Here is a 20727-nt window from a genome sequence, read left to right as displayed (position 1 = left end):
GGTAAGATGCGTTTCTCTTCACGCGCACTCTGTGCAGGAACCATACTGGGAATGACGAGTTGCACCAGCATGATTCCCCCACCAATCCCACCCAGCCGCGATGCCAGCGTTGGACAAGGGGGATCCCTATACAAGGCTTTGCTGCTGGTTAGAGAAGCAAAAAAAAATATTTATGAAGAACTGGAGAAGCGAAACACGATGGGGAATGAGGCAAGCGTCGTGACTTTTCTTGCAATGGCCGGGGCGGCGGGAGCGACAGCCTATGGAGCAAACACTGAATTGATCCTAGGATTGGCAGGAACAGGCGGGCTAGCTTATTCCGCAGGCAACCTGCTGACCCCATCGCAAGTAATGGCCGTGTACCGCAGCGGTTATAGCGCCCTGCAGTGTCTGGAACTTCCCACTGTGGGATATGCCACGGCATTGTCACAATTGGCGGAAAGCCGCCGGACTTTGAACAATTATCTTATAGACCATCAAAAGGCGATGGCTGCCCTAGAAAGCATCTCATTAGATAAAAGCTCACTCCATTGGGACACCAAGGCGGAGGCGCTGAGCAAAGGGTGGGCAGAGATTGTGCCGAGCCAACAGGCAATAACCCAGGCAGACGTGGCTGCCAGCAACGAAGCGATTCTGGCAGAAACCATCATCGCAACCGCAACGCAGATCGTTAATGATGTCAACAACATGGCTGCTGCTGCGACACCGACATTACAGATGGTAATGACGGCCGCCCAATCTACTTTCCCCGACCCTCAAGGCCCAAGATCACTGTATACCGAAAGCACCATTAATCCCAATGACCGTCAGAAAGAGGAGCCAAATCCCGATTTAAAAACAAAACTTGCTACCGTGCTTATAAGCACGGCCGATATCCAGGGTGCGCGGACTATGGTTGAGCAGAAATTGGTCGATCTGGCAAAAGTCGAGCTAAAAAAAATCGATGGCTGCAACGTAAGCTTGGCAGAAGTGAAGCCATTGTCGATTTTGCCAGACACAATACCACCGATCAGCAGCGGTACGCATGTACGTCTGCGAGTTTCAGGTGGTCAAGAGTCCTACTCCGCGAAATGGATTGGTACCGCTCCGGCCTCGGTATCGCTGGATGTTGTTGGCGCAGATATTCTTCTTCTTGGCAGAACCGGCATAGTAGCGGGTGAAGCTGTCCTGTTGATTGATGATACCTTGGCAGCCACCGAGCCCCTGAAACTGACAGTCACGATGAAATGACCCCCACGGCCCGAAAGAGCCGCAGGGGACAGGCAGTGCGATCAGAACCGCACCAGCCCCACGATATCCTTCACCTCATTCACCGTCTTCTCGGCAATCGCGCCGGCCCGCTCCGCACCCTTTTGCAGGATGCGGTCCAGTTCGGCGCGGTCGCCCAGCAGGCGGTTCATCTCGCCGGCGATGGGGGACAGTTTGGCGACGGCCAGATCGGCCAGGGCGCCTTTGAAGGCGCTGAACTGCTGGCCGCCATACTCGGCCAACACCTGCGCCTTGGTCTGGTCGGACAGGGCGCCATAGATGGTCACCAGATTGGCGGCCTCCGCCCGGCCCTCCAGCCCTTCCACCACCGACGGCAGCGGTTCCGGGTCGGTCTTGGCCTTGCGGATTTTGAGCGCGATGGTGTCGGCATCGTCGGTCAGGTTGATGCGGCTATATTCGCTCTCATCCGACTTGGACATTTTCTTGGTGCCGTCGCGCAGGCTCATCACGCGGGTGGCTTCACCCAGGATCTGCGGTTCCGGCAGGGGGAAATAATCCTCGCGCTTGTAATAGCGGTTGAAGGCCCCGGCAATGTCGCGCGCCAGTTCCAGATGCTGCTTCTGATCCTCGCCCACCGGCACATGCGTGGCCTTGTAGAGCAGGATGTCAGCGGCCATCAGCACCGGATAGGCATAGAGGCCCAGAACGGCATTGTCCTTCTGCTTGCCGGCCTTTTCCTTGAACTGGGTCATGCGGTTCAACCAGCCCAGCGGCGTATGGCAGGCCAGAATCCAGTTCAGCTCGGCATGGCCGGAAACGGCCGACTGGTTGAACAGGATGTTCTTTTCTGGATCGATGCCGGCCGCGATATAGGCCGCCGCCACTTCGCGGATGTTGGAACGCAGCACGTCGGGATCATGGTCGATCGTGATGGCGTGCAGGTCCACAACGCAGAAAATGGCCTCATAATCGTGCTGCAGGCGCACCCAATTGCGCAAAGCCCCCAGATAATTGCCGAGGTGCAGTTGGCGGGTGGGCTGCATGCCCGAGAAAATGCGGTTCATGGGTCTGGTTCCCGAAGGATGTTTCGCTGGTGGAGGGCGAGGGCGCCGGCCCCCCTATGGGGCCGGTCGGTGTCAGATATCGCGCGGCCGATGCCGGCCGGTCAAGCGGCCGACCCCTTCTTCCGCCGCAACAGACCCTTGATTTCGCCGGCCTTGGCCGCCCCCAGCAACAGGCACAGCACGCCATAGGAGATAATCGCCGTCAGGATCAGCACGCCCAGCGCCAGCGCCTGGACCAGATTGCCGCCCTGGTACAGCCAGGGGGTCAGTTCCCGGCAGAGCGCCCAGGTAATGCCGCCCATGGCAAAGGCCGCCAGTATTGTGCGCCACAGCCGGGACCAGAGCCGCGCATCCAGCCGCAGCAGCCCCCGCCGCCACAGGCCCAGCGCCAGCAACCCGACATTCAGCCACGCCGTCAAACCAGGGGCCAGCGCCAGCCCGACATGGCCCAGCGGGCCGATCAGGGCCAGCGACACGCCCACATTGCCCAGCAGCACGACGATGGCGATCTTGACCGGGCCCTTCGTGTCCTGGCGGGCGAAATAGGCGGTGGACAGGATTTTCGCGGCAATAAAGGCGGGAATGCCAATGGCATAGGCCTGCAGCGCCGCCGCCGTGGCCTCTGCTGCCGCCGTGCCGAAGGCGCCGCCGACAAACAGCACATGCACCAGGGCCTGGGGAATGGCGATCAAAGCCAGGGTCGCCGGCAGGCCCAGCAATGCTGCAAATTCGAGCCCGCGCGACAGGCTGGTGCGGGCGCCATCATGATCATCCGCCGCGATCTGGCGTGACAGCAGGGGCAGCAGGGCGGTGCCCACCGCCACCCCCACCACCGACATGGGCAACTGGTTCAACCGGTCGGCATATTGCAGATAAGAGACGGCACCCGTGGGCAGCCATGTCGCCAGATTGGTGCCGATCAGCAGGTTGAACTGATAGACGCCGGCCCCCAGGATGCCCGGTGCCAGCAGGGCGAACAGCTTTTTCACCCGGGGCGTCAGGCGAGGCCGGCGCAGCCGCAGCACCATGCCGGCCCGGCGACAGGCCAGCACCATCCAGAGCAGTTGTGCGATGCCGGCCACCGGCACGCCCCAGGCCAGCACCCAATGGACCGGCAAGCCCAGCGGCTGGGAGGCCAGCAAGCCCGTAATCTGCACAATGTTCAGCAGCACCGGTGCGGCGGCAAAGGGACCATAGCGGCCCAGCGCATTCAGGATCGACCCCAGCAGCGCGGTCAGGGAGATCAGCGCCAGATAGGGGAACATGACCCGCGACATGGCCACCGCCAGCATGAACTGGTCGGGATCATCCTTGAAGCCGGTGGCGAGGATGGAGACGACCAGCGGCATGGCCAGCCCCATCAGGATGCAGAAGCCCAGCAGCACCGTCACCATCATGGACAGTGCCTCTTCCGCCAGTCCCTTGGCACTGTCCTGCCCTTCCTTCTGCAGCGTGCCGCTGAACAGGGGCAGGAAGGCCGCCGTGAAGGCCCCTTCCGCAAACAGGGAACGGAACAGGTTGGGCAGTCGGAAAGCGACGAAGAAGGCATCGGCCGCCGGCCCCGCCCCCAGGAAGCGCGCCATCAGCATGTCGCGCACGAAACCCAGGATGCGGGAAACCATGGTGATGCCGCCAACCGTGGCGATGGCGCGGGCGAAGCTCATGATAGAGGGGAACCGGTACTGTCATCGGGCGGCACAGCAATAGCCTGCCCGGCGCAGCACTTCAGCAAAATCCCGCACCGGGGGGATGGTTTGCCGCAAGAACGATAGGACCGGCGCTATCTGCGCACCGGCACAACCCCACCCTTGGCCGGGGCTGGCGGCGCCACCGCAGGGCCAGATGGCGCTGGCTGGGCAATCGGCGGCGTTTGTGGTTGCGGCGTTACCGGCTGCGCCACAGCCGGGACGATGGCATCAGCCGCCAGTTCCGCCAGGCAGCGATAGCTGGCATCGGTCATGTGCAGCCCATCGGAAGACAGAAGGGCGGCATTGGTCATGGCGCCGGATTTCACCCAATGGGCCATGGCGTCATGGCGCAGCAGCACGGGCACCCGCTCATCCCGGCCGATGGCGCGCACCTCTTCCACATAACGGGCATAGAGGGAGCCGGGTGTGTCATGGGGCAGATATTGCGGCTCGATGAACATCACATCGGCACCGCTTTCCCGGATAAGGTCCAACCCCTGTTCGGTCAAAGCCTCGAACTGGTCCAGGTCAATCTTGCGTAAGGCATCATTGGTGCCGGTCTGCCAGATCACCAGATCGGGATCGGCCTGGATCACATCCTTGTCCAGCCGCACCATCATCTGGCGCACCGTATCGCCGCCGATCCCCCGGTTGATCACGCGCAACGGCACGCCGGGCAGCCTTTGCTGCAGGATCGCTTCCAACTGGGCCGGATAGGCATTTTCCCGCGTCGTGGCCCCCACGCCCTGGGTGCTGCTGGACCCGAACGCGACAATGGTCACCGGCCCCCCGCGGGACAGGGCGGCATGCAGGCGCCCCATATCGCCCTTGATCATGAAACTGCCCGGCATGGCACAGCGGGGGCTGGCAGCCTGGGCTGTTAAGGGCAATGACAGCAACAGGGCGGCGATGATCGGTCCAAAGAAGCGACGCATGTCGGCAGGGGCTCCCCTCGCAACGGCGGCAAACCACGGCCAGTTGGTGATGAAGCGCTGACGATAACAGGGGTTTATGAATGAATTCAGACCCCCGTCCCCATCCGGATGGGAAATCCCCCTTTTATGCCGCCTTGCGCCGGCCAGGCTTTGCCGTCTTTTCCGGTTCCCCCTCCGGGTCGGCCAGGGCCGTCAGCAGGGCGCTGCGGATATCGGCCAGCTTGCGTTCATGCGTGACCTTCAGGCCAAACACATCCTTCACATAGAACACGTCGATGGCGACATTGCCGTAGGTGGCGATCTTGGCCGAAGCGATCTGCAGGTTCGCCTGGGTCAGCGCACGGGTCAGGTGGAACAGCAGACCGGGCCGGTCCCGGCCATTCACCTCGATCACCGTATGGTTGCCGGTGATGGTATTGTCCACCAGCACGCGCGGCGCCACCTTGAAGGCGCGGGTCCGCGCCGTCTGCGGCGGGCGGCGCTTTGCCAACTCATCCACCAGCCGCAATTCACCGGCCAGCACCTTGTCCACCATCACCGACAGGCGGGCCAGCTTGTCGCCGCTGTCAAACGGGCCGCCGCCCGCCGCCTGAACGCTGAACACGTCCAGCGCCATGCCATTGGTCATGGTGAAGATGCGGGCATCGACAATATCAGCCCCCGCCAGCGCCAGCGCACCGGCAAGCCTGGAGAACAGGCCCGGATGGTCGGCGGTATAGACCGTCACTTCCGTCACTGCCCGTCCCCGGTCGATGCGGGTATCCAGGGTCAGCGGCGCGCGGGACCGTTCCGCCTCCCGGATCAGGCGGGCATGGTGGGCCAGCGTCTGCGCCGTGAAGCCCAGCCAATAGGCGGGATAGGCCCGGCCCAGATGGGCATCCACTTCCGCCGCCGGCCAGTCGATCAATTCCGCCCGCAACCCTTCCTGCGCCAGGGTCACACGGCTGTCCCGCCCATCCGGCAGCACGGTGCCGGACATCAGCTCTTCCGACCGGCGGTAAAGCTGGCGCAGCAGCGTGGCCTTCCAATTGTTCCAGCGGCCGGGACCAACGGCGCGGATATCCGCCACCGTCAGGCACAGCAGCAGCTTCAACCGTTCCGGGCTTTGCACCAGATCGACGAATTTACGGATCGTGCCTTCATCATCCAGGTCACGCTTCAGCGCCGTGGCCGACATGGCCAGATGCCAGCGCACCAGCCAGACGACGGTTTCGGTCTCTTCCTCCGTCATGCCCAGGCGGGGGCAGAGCTTTTCCGCCACCTTGGCCCCCAGGATGGAATGGTCGCCCCCTCTGCCCTTGGCGATATCATGCACCAGCATGGCGACATAAAGGGCGCGCCGGGAGTTGACGGTGTGGATCACCTCTGATGCCAGCGGCACCTCATCCTTCAACTGCCCGGTTTCGATCTGGTGCAGGATGCCGACAGCGAACAGCGTATGCTCATCCACCGTGAAGTGATGATACATGTCGAACTGCATCATCCCGATGATGCGGCCGAAATCCGGGACGAAACGGCCTAGGACGCCCGCCTCGCTCATCCGGCGCAGCGCCACTTCCGGGTCCTTTCGGGAAGACAGGATTTCCAGGAACAGGCGGTTGGCTTCCGCATCATCGCGCAACTTTGACCCGATGACCGACAGGGCACGGGTAATGGCCCGCAGCGCATTGGGATGGATATCCAGATCCTGCTGCTGCGCCACGCGGAACAGCCGGATCATGTCACGCGGATTGTCCCGGAAATGCCGGTCCACCTTCACATTCAGGCGGCCATTATCCAGGGTGAACCCGTCCACATCCTGCTTCGCGAAGGCCCGGCGCAGGAAGGCAAAGCGCGGGGCGCGGCGGTTTTCCTGTTCCAGATTGGCGCAAAAGATGCGGGTCAGGTCGCCCACATCCTTGGCGGTCAGGAAGTAATGCTTCATGAACCGTTCGACGACGCTGGTGCCGGCATGTTCGGTATAATCGAACCGCTTCGCCACCTCCGCCTGCATGTCGAAGGTCAGCCGGTCTTCCTGGCGGCCCACTAGGTAATGAAGCTGGCAGCGCGCCGCCCAGAGGAAACTTTCCGCCTTGGCAAAGCGCTGCGCCTCTTCCGCCGTCAGCACGCCTTTGTCGACCAGGGCCGACACCTCGTCCACCTGATAGGCATATTTGGCGATCCAGAACAGGGTCTGCAGGTCGCGCAGGCCGCCCTTGCCCTCCTTGATATTGGGTTCCAGCATATAGCGGCTGTTGCCCACCTTGCGGTGCCGTTCCTTCCGCTCGGCCATCTTGGCCTCGATGAAGGCGGTCACGCTGCCCGGCGCGTCCATCACCTCCCGCGTGAAACGCTGGCGCAGTTCCGCGAACAGGACATTTTCGCCCCACAGGAAGCGGGATTCCAGCAGGCTGGTGCGGATGGTCATGTCTTCCAGCGACAGGCGGATACATTCATCCACCGACCGCACGGCATGGCCCACCTTCCAGCCCAGATCCCACAGCAGGTAGAGCATATATTCCACCACCTGCTCCACGCGCGGCGTGCGCTTGTAGGGCAGCAGGAACAGCAGATCCACGTCGGAGAACGGTGCCATCTCGCCCCGGCCATAACCGCCAATGGCGACGATGGCCAAACGCTCGGCCTTGGTCAGTTCCGCCGTGGGGTAGATATGGTCCAGGGTGAAATCGGCCAGCGACTGCACGATGGCGTCCGTCAGCCGTGCCGTCTGATGCACGCATTCATCACCGCGATGGCGTGCTTCGAACCGGGAACGGATGGCGGCGCGCCCCTCCTCCAGCACCGTTTTCAGCAGCGCCAGGGCCGGCGCGCGCAAACGGTCGGTATTGCCTTCATGCCCCTCCACCAGGGCATTGAAGCGCCGCACGATGGCGGCCCGGGTCGGGATCGGCGGATGCTTGGCGCCATCGCCCCGCCGGGGCGACGCGGCCACCGGCACGGACGGAGCGGAAGAAGCGGCGGCGGTCGCCTGGGGGGGAATATTGTCGGTGCGGTCGATATCGGCGGGCATGCTGCTGGTTCCGGGTTTGGCCCTGCGGCCTATCATGCCACGAAACAGATCGCCAGGCTTCGACCTTCCACGCACCATCCTGTCTTTCCTCTGCTTCTATCCCGAATAACCGCTATGCCTCACGCGGATTTGCTGAAATGGCCGGGTATCTGCCGCAGCAGGCGCCGGGCATTGGCGTTTGTCGCCTTGTGATAGGGGGCCAGCCCCAGACCGGCTAGGCGTGTTGCCTCCAGCACCATCTGGGCACAGGCAATTTCCGCAATATTGAGGCTGGTTTCCGCCAGATCGCCGGTGGCACGCCCCACCCGCAGCGGGTCCGGTATCCCCCACAGGGCCAGGAGAAACTGTTCCGCTGCCACCATCTGATGGCTGGCCCATTCCAGCCAGGCATCGCCGATGGCACGCGTACCGCCAGCCACAGCCAGCCCGGCCTGGGTCGCCGCCGTCACCTTCTCCGATACCATGCGGACAAATTCCGGGTCGCGCAGCACTGCAGGGTCGAAGGTTGTGCCGGCCAGCCGGGCCAGTCGCAGGGCAATGGTCTGCTGCGCCGCCCACAGGGTTTCCCCCAGGACGATGGCGGTGGCCGCCATTTCGGCCGCCACCTCGACATTGCGGGAAAGTCCCGGGCGGGAAAGTGCCGGGTTGGTCTTCCGCTGTGCCATGGCCGCCCCCTTATCTGTGATGGATGACCGTCAGCCATCCTTATCCGCAGGGTAAGCCTGTTTTGTTGCAGTGCAAGATATCCTTCGCACTCGCAGCGCAAATATCAGGGATGCGTGGCCGGGGCGGCTGCTTCCGCCGGGGTCTGGGCCCGGACGGACAGGGCATGGACACGCTCGGCCAGTTCAGCGGCAAGCGCGTCATAGACCAGACGTTGACGTGCTACCCGGCCCAGACCCTGGAACCGGTCCGATACGATGGTGACATCAAAATGGGTCTCCCCGCCGGGATGGTCCGCCCCTGCATGGCCGGCATGCTGGTGAGAGACATCCTTGATGCTAAGCGCCTGCGGGGCTAGAGCCTGAGTCAGTTTGCTTTCGATACGGGTCGCATAGACCGTCATTACCGTTGTCCTTCACGCTGGCAGGCGGGCGCACCGCCCACCGTCTGGTGAGAAGAGGTAGAGGAACAGCATGCCGGATGAAAGGCCCCTCGGGTCGGATCAGCCCGCCACGGCGGGGCGTGCCCCTGTCTCCCGACCGGTGAATCCGGCCCTGGCCGCAATGCTGCTGGGTCTGGTCATTCTGCTCTGGGGCGTGAACTGGCCGGTGATGAAAATGGTGGTCGGGCAGATGCCGCCCATGACCTTCGTCGCCTCACGCCTGGGCCTGGGCGCCGTGACCCTGGTGGTGGCCGCTGCCCTGGCCGGCCAGTTGCGCGTGCCTGACCGGCATGACCTGCCGGTGATCCTGTCCATCGGCCTGTTGCAAATGACCGGTTTCATGACCCTGGTGACGCTGGCCTTGCAGCATGTCCCCGCTGGCCGCGCCGGCATCCTGGCCTATACGACACCGCTCTGGGTGGTGCCCCTGGCCCTGATCTTCCTGAAAGAGAAATTGTCGGGGCTGAAGATCGCGGGGCTGCTGCTGGGATTGGCCGGGGTTGGCGTGCTGTTCAACCCGGCCGGGTTTGACTGGTCCGATCCATCGGTGCGCTGGGGCAATGGCATGCTGATGGCCGGTGCCGCCCTCTGGGCCGTCAATATCGTGCAGGTGCGGGGCCATCGCTGGGCGGGCACCCCCCTGTCGCTGGCCCCCTGGCAGATGGGGATGGCGGCATTGCTGACCGGGCTTTATGCCGCCCTGACGGAAGATCAGGGGCAAATCCAATGGTCGGGCCAGCTTGTCACCCTCCTGATTTATAACGGCCCCCTGGCGACAGCCTTCTGCTTCTGGGCCGTGGTAACCGTGAACCGCGCTTTGCCCGCCATCACCATGTCGCTGGCAATATTGGGGGTGCCCGTCGTGGGGCTGGTATCGGCAGCGCTGTGGCTGCGGGAACCGCTGACCCCCACCAATGTCATCGGGCTTGGCCTGATTGCCACGGGCCTGCTGGCCGTGGCCCTGGCCGATCGGCGCTGAAACCGCCTGCCCGCGATATTTAATCATGTAAGTGACCGAATAAGTATTATAAAAAGCCCCCGCCGCACCGGCTGAGGAAGCGGCATCAGGGAAGAAATGTTCGGAAGGAACGCGACCGTGCCAGGCCCCGTCAACGCGCCCGCCCCCGCATCACAGCCGCAAGGCGGTGCTGGCGGCTCCTATCGCTCCGCCCTCACGCTGCTGGCCAGCCTCTTTTTCATGTGGGGCTTCATCACCGTCATCAACAACACGCTGCTGCCGCATCTGCGCAGCGTGTTTGATCTGAACTATACGGAAACAACGCTGATCGAATCCGTCTGGTTCATCGCCTATTTCTTCGCCTCCATCCCGTCGGCCAAGCTGATTGAACGGGTGGGCTATCAGCGGGCGATGGTGATTGGCCTGATCATCATGGCCGTTGGCGCCCTTGGCATGATCCCGGCTGCCCGCCTGCCCTCTTATACGGTGACGCTGGTGGCGCTGTTCATCATCGCCTCGGGCATCACCTTATTGCAGGTGGCCGCCAACCCCTATGTCGCCGTGATCGGTCCGCCGGAAAGCGCCTCTTCCCGCCTTAATCTGGTTCAGGCCTTCAATTCCGCCGGCACGACCCTGGCGCCCCTGTTCGGCGGCTATCTGATCCTGGGCCGCTCCACCGGCGGCACGGCGGAAGCCGGCGTGGTGTTGACCGAAGCCGAGCGTCTGGCCGATGCCCAGTCGGTGCAGTTGCCCTATCTGATCGTGGCCGCTGTGCTGATCCTGCTGGCCATCGTCATTGCCCGCTATCCGCTGCCGGCCATGGGCGGCGCCACCCGCCGCGCCGCCGCGCAGGAACGCGCCGGCATGTCGCTGTGGAAGCACCGCAATCTGGTGTTCGGCATCCCGGCCATCTTCATCTACCTGATCGCTGAGATCGGGGTGGCGAACCTGTTCATCAATTTCGTCTCCCAGCCCGATATCGGCAACCTGACCCACCAGCAGGCATCCAACTATCTGTTCCTGCTGTGGGGCGGGATGATGGTTGGTCGTTTCCTGGGCAGCTTCCTGATGCAGTCGATCCGGGCAGAAACGGTGCTGGCCGCCTTCTCCATCGGTGCCTTCATCGTCATGATCGTCACCGTCTTTGCCGAAGGGCAGACGGCCATGTGGGCGCTGATCCTGGTCGGGCTGTTCCATTCCATCATGTTCCCGACCATCTTCACCCTGGGCATCAAGGGCCTGGGCCCCTTGACCGAGGAAGGGTCGGGCCTGCTGATCATGGCCATCGCCGGCGGCTCGCTGGTGGTGGTGCATGGCTGGCTGGCCGATATCTATGGCCTGCAGACCTCCTTCCTGCTGACGGCGGCCTGTGAGCTTTACATCCTGTTCTACGCCCTGTGGGGCGCCAAGACCGGCCCGGAGGCCGTGACCGACAAGCGCTGATCTTCAGGTCAGGCACATGAAGGTTCAGGGCGCCGGCCGGGCAATGGCCGGCGCCCTTTTTCATCGAACGGGCTAGGGATCAAGCCCCCGATCCCTGCATATCCGGCAGGGCCGCCGCCTGATCCGGCCCGCATCGGCGTTCTTGTCATGCCGGGGCCGGGCACCCATACTCCCCCCTGCCATGCAGAAGAACCGGCCCAACCTCTCTTTCGATTTCCGGGAAAAGCCCCGCGCAGAGACGCGCGCGTGCGGGTATCCCGGCTGCACGGGTCATGGCGAATATCGCGCGCCCAAGGGGCGCGACAAATTGAATGAATATTGGTGGTTCTGCCTGGATCACGTCCGGGAATATAACAAGTCCTGGGATTTCTACGCCGGCATGACCGAGGCTCAGATCGAACGCCATCTGCGCCAGGATGCAACCTGGCAGCGCCCGACCTGGCCGATGGGGGATTGGCGCACGCGCGAACGCCGCGTCCGCGACAAGGTGTTCAATGGCGGCTTCGCCTTTGGCGCGGACTGGACCGGCGAAGAGGGGGCGGAGAAGTCCCAAACCCGCGCCCAGCGCCCCCGTACCCCGGAAGAAGAGGCGCTGACCGTGCTGGACCTGCCCTTTGATGCGGATTTTGCCACCATCAAAATCCGTTACCGCACCTTGGCCAAGACGCACCATCCCGATGCCAATGGCGGCAGCAAGGAGGCGGAAGAAAAGTTGAAAACGATCAATCAGGCCTACAACACATTGAAGGCCGCATTCGGCGGCGGCGTTTGACCCGGATGGCCCGATCCGGGCATGATCCGCAACCGCGCCAGAGACGACAGAGCAGAACCGGAAGAAATGGCACCCGACATGGCATCCACCACCCAGGCAACCCATCACGAGCTGCCCGATATCACCGTATCGGTGCGCGAAGTCTTTGGCATCGACAGCGACATGGTGGTGCCGGCCTTCTCCACGCCCAGCGAACATGTCCCGGAACGGGACGAGGCCTACCGGTTCGACCGTGAGACGACCATGGCCATCCTGGCGGGCTTTGCCTATAACCGCCGCGTCATGGTCCAGGGCTATCACGGCACGGGCAAATCCACCCATATCGAGCAGGTGGCCGCCCGGCTGAACTGGCCCTGCATCCGCGTCAATCTGGACAGCCATATCAGCCGTATCGACCTGATCGGCAAGGATGCCATCGTGCTGCGCGACGGCAAGCAGGTGACGGAATATCGGGAAGGCATCCTGCCCTGGGCCCTGCAGCACGCCTGTGCCGTGGTGTTTGACGAATATGATGCCGGTCGCCCGGACGTGATGTTCGTCATCCAGCGCGTGCTGGAAGTGGAAGGCAAGCTGACCCTGCTGGACCAGAACAAGGTGATCCGCCCGCACCCGGCCTTCCGCCTGTTTGCCACCGCCAATACGGTGGGCCTGGGCGACACGACCGGCCTCTATCACGGCACTCAGCAGATCAACCAGGGCCAGATGGACCGCTGGAACATCGTCACGACGCTGAATTATCTGCCGCACGCGCAGGAAACGGCAATCGTGCTGGCCAAGGTGCCGGATTACGACACGCCGGAAAAGCGCACCACGGTGGCCGCCATGGTGCGCCTGGCCGATCTCACCCGCTCCGGTTTCATCGCTGGTGACATCTCCACCGTCATGAGCCCGCGTACAGTCATCACCTGGGCGCAGAATGCCGCCATCTTCGGCGGCGATGTCGGCTTCGCCTTCCGCGTCACCTTCCTCAACAAATGCGACGAGGTGGAGCGCGCGACGGTGGCCGAATATTACCAGCGCTGTTTTGGCCAGGAACTGGCGACGGGAACCTTCACAGGCTCGCTGGTTTGAAAACGGAGCTGCAATTGCAGCCTTGCAATCTTTCCATTACGATCCGCCCCACGGGGCTAACGTAATGGGGGTTGTAAATGAAGAAGATGGTTTCATCCTTGGCGGTTGTGGCGTTCATGGTTGGGGCGACGGGGGCTGGGGCACAGACCCAGACCTCGGAAAATACGGGGGCATCACCTTCGGCACCTGCCATCGTAACGGAAACCACCGACCCGGACGCCAACAAGCAGATCTGCAAGTCCCAAAAGGTGACCGGTACCCGTCTGTCATCGAAAAAGGTCTGCAAGACCAAGGCTGAATGGGACGAATTCACCCGCAGCCAGCGGGAAAACGCCAACGAGATGCTGCGCGATCCGACATCGGGCGGCAAAATGCAGATGGAACTGCAATAATCCCTCCCTCCCCCAACCGCCCGCCTGACGGTGCGGTTGGGGATCAAGGGGTGGGCATCATATCGAGATCAGGATCATGGCCCAGGAATCCCCCCTTGAGAGTTTCAAGCGCGCCACCGCCGCCACCGTGCGGGCGATGGCCGACCGGCGGGACCTGACGGTTGGTTTCTCTGCCGAACCAGCAGGCGTCAGTGGTGCCCGCGTGCGGGTGCCCCTGCCACCGCGTGACCTGAACAGCCGGGAGGTGGCCACCGTGCGGGGTGCCGCCGATGCCGCCGCGTTGCGCCTGCGCCACCATGATGCCGCCATCCACGCCCATCGCCTGCCGCAGAGCGATCAGGCCCGCCAGTCCTATGAAGCGTTGGAACAGGCGCGGGTAGAGGCCATCGGCGCGCTGGAGATGCGCGGCGTCGCCGGCAATCTGGAAGCCTCGCTGGAAGAAAAATACCGCAAGGCCGGGTTTGACCGTATCCAGGACCGGGAACAGGTGCCCCTGGCCGACGCGCTGCGCCTGCTGGCGCGCGAGGCCATGACCGGCGCCACCCCGCCGGCATCCGCTGCCGGTGCCGTGCATCTGTGGCGCGACACGGTGGAACAGAAGCTGGGCACCGCCCTGAGCGATCTGGCAGGCCTGATCCATGATCAGGATGCCTATGCCAAAGCCGTGCGCCGGCTTCTCTCCGACATGGATATGGATGTCGGTGCCGACCCGACGGACGAGGATGAAGGGGCGGAAGACAAGGCATCGGACGAGGCCCCGCAGGATGGCGGGGAGGATGACAGCGAGAACCAGGGCGGGCAGCAGCAATCTGGCGAGGATGACAGCCAGCAGATGACGGAGCAGCAGCGCCGTCAGGTTCGCGAGGAAGAAGCGGCCAGCGCCGATGAAGGCGAGCAGGGCGAAGGGGAGATGGCGGAAGGCGAAGGCTCAGAAGAGCCGGGCAGCCCCAGCACCCAACCCCACCATGATCGCCGGAACGAGCCGGACCCCGCCGCCTACCGCGCCTATACGACCGCGTTCGACGAGGTGGTGGATGCCGCCGACCTGTGCGATGCGGACGAACTGGCCCGCCTGCGCCTGATGCTGGATCAGCAGTTGCAGCACCTGCAGGGCATGATCTCCAAGCTGGCCAACCGCCTGCAGCGCCGGCTTCTGGCCAAGCAGACCCGGTCCTGGGAGTTTGATCTGGAAGAAGGGATGCTGGATGCGGCGCGTCTGGCCCGCGTCGTCATCAATCCCATGACCCCGCTTTCCTTCAAGCGGGAGAATGAGACGGATTTCCGCGACACGGTGGTGACGCTGCTGATCGACAATTCCGGCTCCATGCGCGGGCGCCCCATCTCCATCGCTGCCATGAGCGCGGATATTCTGTCCCGCACGCTGGAACGCTGCGGCGTGAAAGTGGAAATCCTGGGCTTCACCACCCGCGCCTGGAAGGGGGGCCAATCCCGTGAACGCTGGATCGCCGATGGCAAGCCGGCCAATCCGGGCCGGCTGAACGACCTGCGTCATATCATCTACAAAGCAGCCGATGCCCCCTGGCGGCGCGTGCGCCGGAACCTGGGCCTGATGCTGCGCGAAGGCATCCTGAAGGAGAATATCGACGGGGAGGCCCTGCTCTGGGCCCATAACCGGCTGGTCATGCGGCCGGAACAGCGCCGCATCCTGATGGTGATCAGCGATGGCGCCCCGGTGGATGACAGCACCCTGTCCGTCAATCACGGCTCCTATCTGGAAAAACATCTGCGTCAGGCGATCGACTGGATCGAGACACGCAGCCCCGTGGAACTGGTGGCCATCGGCATCGGCCATGATGTCACGCGCTATTACCGCCGCGCCGTCACCATTGTGGATGCCGAACAACTGGGCGGCACAGTGATGGAAAAGCTGGCCGAATTGTTTGATGAGGAAGGGCCGAAGCGGCAGGCACCCTATGTGCCGCCGCCGGTACCTGTGGTCAGCGGCCCCGCCGGGACGCCCCGTAAACCGGGCTATGGGCTGCAGGCTCGGTAACGATCCCATCCCTACGGATATAGACATAAAGATATCTTTATGCTTGTCCGCAAACAGCAGCGCTGATACATCTCTGCCATCGTAGCGGCTTGCATGGGGCCTCCCATGCCTGCCGGCTGCTGTCCAGCATTCATAACCAGATCCCGCCAGCGCGCGTGAAGGAGCATCCATGTCCGCTTTTACCGACTATAAGGTCAAGGACATCTCCCTGGCCGATTGGGGCCGCAAGGAGATCACCATCGCCGAGACCGAAATGCCGGGCCTGATGGCTCTGCGCGCGGAGTTCGGTGCTTCCAAGCCGCTGGCCGGTGCCCGCATCGTCGGCTGCCTGCACATGACGATCCAGACCGCCGTGCTGATCGAGACGCTGACGGCCCTGGGCGCCACCGTCCGCTGGTCCTCCTGTAACATCTATTCCACCCAGGATCAGGCTGCTGCTGCTATCGCCGCTGCCGGCATCCCGGTCTTCGCCTGGAAGGGCGAGACGGAAGAAGAATTCTGGTGGTGCATCGAGCAGACGCTGCGCGGCCCGGATGGCTGGACCCCGAACATGATCCTGGACGATGGCGGCGACGTCACCCAGATCATGCACGACAAGTATCCGGAAATGCTGGCCGAGGTGAAGGGCCTGTCCGAAGAGACCACCACCGGCGTGCATCGCCTGTACGAGATGGTGAAGGCCGGCACCCTCAAGGTTCCCGCCATCAACGTCAATGACAGCGTCACCAAGTCCAAGTTCGACAACCTGTATGGTTGCCGTGAGAGCCTGGTGGACGGCATCAAGCGCGCCACCGACGTGATGGTGGCTGGCAAGGTCGCCGTTGTTGCCGGTTATGGTGACGTGGGCAAGGGTTCCGCCGCATCGCTCCGCACCCAGGGCGCCCGCGTTCTGATCACGGAAATCGATCCGATCAACGCCCTGCAGGCCGCCATGGAAGGCTATCAGGTCACGACGATGGAAGAAGCCGCCCCCCAGGGCGACATCTTCGTCACCGCCACCGGCAATGTGGACGTGATCACGCTGGACCATATGCGCGTCATGAAGGACCGCGCCATCGTCTGCAATATCGGCCATTTCGACAGCGAAATTCAGATCGACGCCCTGCGTAATCTGAAGTGGGAAGAAGTGAAGCCGCAGGTGGACGAGGTCGTGTTCCCCGACGGCAAGCGTCTGATCGTTCTGGCTCAGGGCCGTCTGGTCAATCTGGGCTGCGCCACCGGCCATCCCAGCTTCGTGATGTCCGCCAGCTTCACCAACCAGGTGCTGGCCCAGATCGAGCTGTGGCAGAACCACACCAACTATGAAAACAAGGTTTACGTTCTGCCCAAGCACCTGGACGAGAAGGTGGCCCGTCTGCACCTGGACAAGATCGGCGCCAAGCTGACCCAGTTGTCCCAGAAGCAGGCTGATTACATCGCCGTTCCGGTTCAGGGTCCGTTCAAGCCGGATCATTACCGGTACTAATCGACCGATGATTACCGTCGTTCCACCCTGGGGCGGCGGATAGAAGTGAAAGCGGGCGGGTCCAATCTGGGCCCGCCCGCTTGCTTTTCCCGATCCGCCTGCACACACTGCGTCCTTGTGAAGAATTCTGTCGGACCCTTCATCGCCATCGCCGCCGCCGCCCTGCTGGGCCTGACCGGGATAGGCTTGTTATTGCTGCCCCTGTGGGAGGCGGTGACCCCTGTCATTGGTCTGGTGGCCCTGTCGCTTCTGGTCACAATCCTGGCCATGCTGCTGCGGCTGCTGGCCTGGGGACGATCCCGCCAGATCGACCTGACAGAAGCCCGTGCAGAGCAGGCGCGCCTGACAGCCCTCATCGATTCCATGCCGGATGGCTGGTTCGCCCAATCCCTGACCCAGACGGGGGAAATGGGTGCTGCGGATGGGCTTGCCACATCGGCCACCTTGCCCCTGCTGCTGGGCCTGAACCGGATCGACCGGCTGGACGATATCGAACAGGCCCTGGCACCCAGCGACGCCGCGGCTTTGCACGGTTCCTTCCGCCATCTGACCGATAGCGGCCAGCCATTCCACATCACGGTGCGGCTGGCTGATGGGTCCCGTATCTTCCAGGTTTGTGGCCGGCGGGGTACCGGCACGGCGCCGGGTGGCGAGGGTACCGTCCTGCATGCGCTCTGGTTGCGCGACATTACCCAGCAAAGCCAGGAAGCCAGCCGCCGGGCAGACCAGTTGGCGACAAATCAGGCGGAGCAGGAAAGGCTGACCCGGCTTCTGGAAATGCTGCCCCTGCCCCTCTGGCGACGGGATCATGACCTGAACCTTGTCTGGTGCAACGCCGCCTATGCCCGGTTGATGGACAGCCGGCCGGCGCAGGTCATGGCCAAGGGGATGGAACTGCCGGGTGCAGCGCCCTTCAGCAGCCCCCGTGCCCTGGCGGAGCGGGCCCGGGACAGTGGTGGGATGCAGCAGGAAGATCGCTTCCTGGTCACCGAAGGCGACCGTCGCCTTTACAGCCTGGCGGAGATACCCTGCCCGGAGGGTGGACTGGTCGGCATGGCCATCGACCGCACGGTGGAACGGTCACTGCGCGATGAACTGGCCCGCCATATCGCCGTGCATGGCGAGGTACTGGACCAGTTGGGATCGGCCATCGCCATTTTCGGGCCGGATATGCGGCTCAAATTCCATAACCGGGCTTATGAGCAGCTTTGGGAACTGGACCCTGCCTGGCTGGTGGAGGAACCGACCTTCGGCGAGGTGCTGGAACAGTTGCGGGTCCAGCGCAAACTGTCGGAGGAGGTGGATTTCCAGCGCTGGAAGAAAGAGCAGCTCGGGCTGTTCACCTCCCTGATCGAACCCCTGGAAGGTCTGTCCCATCTGCCGGATGGACGAACCCTGCGCTCCCTGTCCGTCCCGCACCCGTTCGGCGGGTTGATGTTCGTGGCCGAGGATGTGACCCATACGCTGGCGCTGGAATCCTCCTACAACACCCTGATGGCCGTACAGCAGGAGACGCTGGACAATCTGGCTGAAGGGGTGGCCGTGTTCGGCAGCGACGGGCGGTTGAAACTGTGCAACCCTGCCTTCCTGCGTCTCTGGAACCTGCGACCGGAAATGGTGCGGGGCGAGCCGCATGTCCTGCAGGTGGTGGAAAGCGTGCGCCATCTGCTGGATCGTGGCCGCCCGGATGCCTGGATCCAGCAGCGGCGCGACCTGGTGGAACGGTTGCTGGACCGGTCCAGCGATGCCGGGCTGATCCGCCGGATGGATGATACCGTGCTGCGCTATGCCCTGGTGCCGCTGCCGGATGGGGCCGTCCTCTTCTCCTGCCTGGATGTGACCGACAGCGACCGGGTGGAGATGGCGCTGCGCGCTTCCAACGAGGCGCTGGAGGCGGCGGACCGGCTGAAGGCGGAATTCATTGCCAATGTCTCCTACCAGCTTCGCACGCCGTTGAACGCGATCATGGGTTTTGCCGAAATTCTGCATAACCAGTATTTCGGATCGCTGAATACACGCCAGCTTGAATATGCCAAGGGCGTGCTGGAAGCCGGTCGCCGCCTGCTTTCCTTGGTTAACGACATCCTGGATCTGGCCACGATCGAGGCCGGTTTCATGGTGCTGGACCGGGAACGGTTCGATATCGCCCAGCTACTGCATTCTGTCGGCGGATTGACCCGTGACTGGGCCCGTAAGCAGGCCCTGGAACTGAAGGTGGAAGCGCCAGAGGGGCTGGGCACCATGGAAGGGGACGAGAAGCGGCTGAAGCAGGCCCTGTTCAATCTGGTCAGCAATGCCATCAAATATACCCCGGCCGGTGGTCGCATCCTGCTGGGGGCACAGCGCGAAGCCGACCATATCGTGCTGTGCGTCAGTGATACCGGCATCGGCATCCCGGCGGATGATCAGGCCCGCGTGTTTGAGCGGTTTGAGCGGGGAACCGGCCTGAAGGGCAGCGGTGGGGCCGGGCTGGGCCTGTCCCTGGTCAAAAGTTTTATCGAACTGCATGGCGGGACAGTCAGTATCGACAGCGACAGCGAGCGGGGCAGCGTGATCCGCTGCCGCCTGCCCCTGTCACCACCGCCCTTGCCGGAAAGCACCGCCACCTGATCGCGCGCACCCTGCCCGCAGCCGGACCTTGCCGTTACAGCAAGGATTGGTGCGCACCGACGCCGGCCAGCATACCGGCCGCGACAGCCAAGGGCGCGCTATGCATCGGCGCAGCGGCATCCCCGGCGGCATAAACCCCCGGCACGCTGGTCTTTTTCCAGTTATCCACCTCGATATGCGGGCCGGTCATCCCGTCGCTCAGCCTGCAGCCCAGATGCAGGGCAAGCGGGCTGGCCATATGGGTGCGGGGCGCAACGAACAGGCCACCCAGCGCGATGACCCGGCCATCAGCCAGCCTTGCCGCTTCCAGCGCCGGTTCTGGCCCCAGCAGTTCCACGATGGGGCTTTCCTCAACTGTCACCCCGCGCGCCTTCAAGCGGGTGGCCATTTCCGGTTCCGGCTGGAAGGCGGCCTGGGTAAACAGGGTGGCAGGCCCCCAATCTGCAACCAGCAGCGCCTTCATGTCCGATCCCGGACCGGATGCCAGCACACCCAGAGGCCGGCCCGCCAACTCATACCCATGGCAATAGGGACAATGGACCACGGTTTGCCCCCAGCGCGGACGCAGGCCCGGGATGCTGGGCAATTCATCGGAAATGCCGGTCGCCAGGATCAACCGGCGTCCCCTTTCCTGCCGGCCATCGGCCAGGGTGATCCTGAAATCATCAATCTCGCCCTCCACCTTTTCCACCAGCCCTTCCCGCATACGGAAGGTGGGGTATGCCGCCAGTTCCTGCCGGCCCCTGGCCATGATCTCTGCCGGGGCCACCCCATCCTGGCCCAGGAACCCGTGGGAGGCCGTGGCGAAACGGTTGCGCGGCTGGGCCGCGTCCACAAGCAGAACCTTGCGCCGGGCCCGCGACAGCGGCATGGCCGCGGCAAGCCCGGCAAAACTACTGCCGATGATCAGGACATCATGGATCATGGGATTTTCCTTTCATGAATCTTCATAAGTTACATGATAGGAAGCAGCGCGCCGATTTGCAACGTT

The 20727-nt window shown here is 63.3% G+C and carries 16 protein-coding genes; 9 read left to right on the top strand and 7 right to left on the bottom strand.

Going from position 1 to position 20727, the window contains the following annotated elements:
* The first annotated feature begins 51 nt into the window (after positions 1–51).
* On the top strand, positions 52–1230 hold the full coding sequence (locus tag G473_RS0107120) for a hypothetical protein (protein WP_154667286.1): 1179 nt from the start codon (positions 52–54) through the stop codon (positions 1228–1230).
* 41 nt (positions 1231–1271) lie between these two features.
* Here the strand turns inward: G473_RS0107120 and trpS are convergent, their stop codons facing one another.
* From trpS to G473_RS0107090, 6 genes are all read right to left on the bottom strand, one after another.
* On the bottom strand, positions 1272–2273 hold the full coding sequence (gene trpS / locus G473_RS0107115) for a tryptophan--tRNA ligase (protein WP_029012534.1): 1002 nt from the start codon (positions 2271–2273) through the stop codon (positions 1272–1274).
* A gap of 101 nt (positions 2274–2374) precedes the next feature.
* Positions 2375–3937, bottom strand: a complete 1563-nt coding sequence (gene murJ, locus G473_RS0107110; RefSeq protein ID WP_029012533.1) for a murein biosynthesis integral membrane protein MurJ — start codon at positions 3935–3937, stop codon at positions 2375–2377.
* 116 nt (positions 3938–4053) lie between these two features.
* Positions 4054–4896, bottom strand: a complete 843-nt coding sequence (locus tag G473_RS25560) for an SGNH/GDSL hydrolase family protein (RefSeq protein ID WP_051329958.1) — start codon at positions 4894–4896, stop codon at positions 4054–4056.
* 124 nt (positions 4897–5020) lie between these two features.
* Entirely contained in the window at positions 5021–7906 is a 2886-nt protein-coding gene (locus G473_RS25555) for a [protein-PII] uridylyltransferase (protein ID WP_084437732.1), read from the bottom strand.
* A 119-nt stretch (positions 7907–8025) separates the two neighbouring features.
* Positions 8026–8571 (bottom strand): hypothetical protein, encoded by a 546-nt coding sequence (locus G473_RS0107095; protein WP_029012532.1) that lies wholly within the window; start codon positions 8569–8571, stop codon positions 8026–8028.
* A gap of 104 nt (positions 8572–8675) precedes the next feature.
* Positions 8676–8972, bottom strand: coding sequence for a BolA family protein (locus G473_RS0107090; RefSeq protein ID WP_029012531.1), 297 nt, complete (start codon positions 8970–8972; stop codon positions 8676–8678).
* 70 nt (positions 8973–9042) lie between these two features.
* Here G473_RS0107090 and G473_RS0107085 point away from each other — a divergent pair, with 70 nt between their 5' ends.
* The 8 genes from G473_RS0107085 to G473_RS0107050 all read left to right on the top strand — a co-directional run bounded on the left by G473_RS0107085 (position 9043) and on the right by G473_RS0107050 (position 19736).
* Complete coding sequence (locus G473_RS0107085; protein ID WP_169728471.1) at positions 9043–9990, top strand: DMT family transporter; 948 nt, start codon at positions 9043–9045, stop codon at positions 9988–9990.
* Positions 9991–10107: 117 nt separating this feature from the next.
* Positions 10108–11412: a sugar MFS transporter gene (locus G473_RS0107080; protein ID WP_029012529.1), complete on the top strand. Its 1305-nt coding sequence runs from the start codon at positions 10108–10110 to the stop codon at positions 11410–11412.
* A gap of 181 nt (positions 11413–11593) precedes the next feature.
* Positions 11594–12184: a J domain-containing protein gene (locus tag G473_RS0107075; protein ID WP_029012528.1), complete on the top strand. Its 591-nt coding sequence runs from the start codon at positions 11594–11596 to the stop codon at positions 12182–12184.
* A gap of 78 nt (positions 12185–12262) precedes the next feature.
* Positions 12263–13255 (top strand): cobaltochelatase subunit CobS, encoded by a 993-nt coding sequence (gene cobS, locus G473_RS0107070; protein ID WP_035705911.1) that lies wholly within the window; start codon positions 12263–12265, stop codon positions 13253–13255.
* Positions 13256–13332: 77 nt separating this feature from the next.
* A complete protein-coding gene (locus G473_RS25550) occupies positions 13333–13647 on the top strand; it encodes an invasion associated locus B family protein (RefSeq protein WP_154667285.1) in 315 nt (104 codons plus the stop codon).
* Between the two features lie 76 nt (positions 13648–13723).
* Entirely contained in the window at positions 13724–15661 is a 1938-nt protein-coding gene (cobT, locus tag G473_RS25545; protein WP_084437684.1) for a cobaltochelatase subunit CobT, read from the top strand.
* 169 nt (positions 15662–15830) lie between these two features.
* Positions 15831–17126, top strand: coding sequence for an adenosylhomocysteinase (gene ahcY, locus G473_RS0107055; protein WP_029012526.1), 1296 nt, complete (start codon positions 15831–15833; stop codon positions 17124–17126).
* A 117-nt stretch (positions 17127–17243) separates the two neighbouring features.
* Positions 17244–19736: a PAS domain-containing sensor histidine kinase gene (locus G473_RS0107050; protein ID WP_029012525.1), complete on the top strand. Its 2493-nt coding sequence runs from the start codon at positions 17244–17246 to the stop codon at positions 19734–19736.
* Between the two features lie 34 nt (positions 19737–19770).
* Here the strand turns inward: G473_RS0107050 and G473_RS0107045 are convergent, their stop codons facing one another.
* A complete protein-coding gene (locus G473_RS0107045; protein ID WP_029012524.1) occupies positions 19771–20661 on the bottom strand; it encodes an NAD(P)/FAD-dependent oxidoreductase in 891 nt (296 codons plus the stop codon).
* Positions 20662–20727 lie beyond the last annotated feature (66 nt).

This window comes from Niveispirillum irakense DSM 11586 (assembly GCF_000429645.1).
Lineage (GTDB): Bacteria > Pseudomonadota > Alphaproteobacteria > Azospirillales > Azospirillaceae > Niveispirillum > Niveispirillum irakense.
This window is presented reverse-complemented; position numbering and strand designations above follow the sequence as displayed.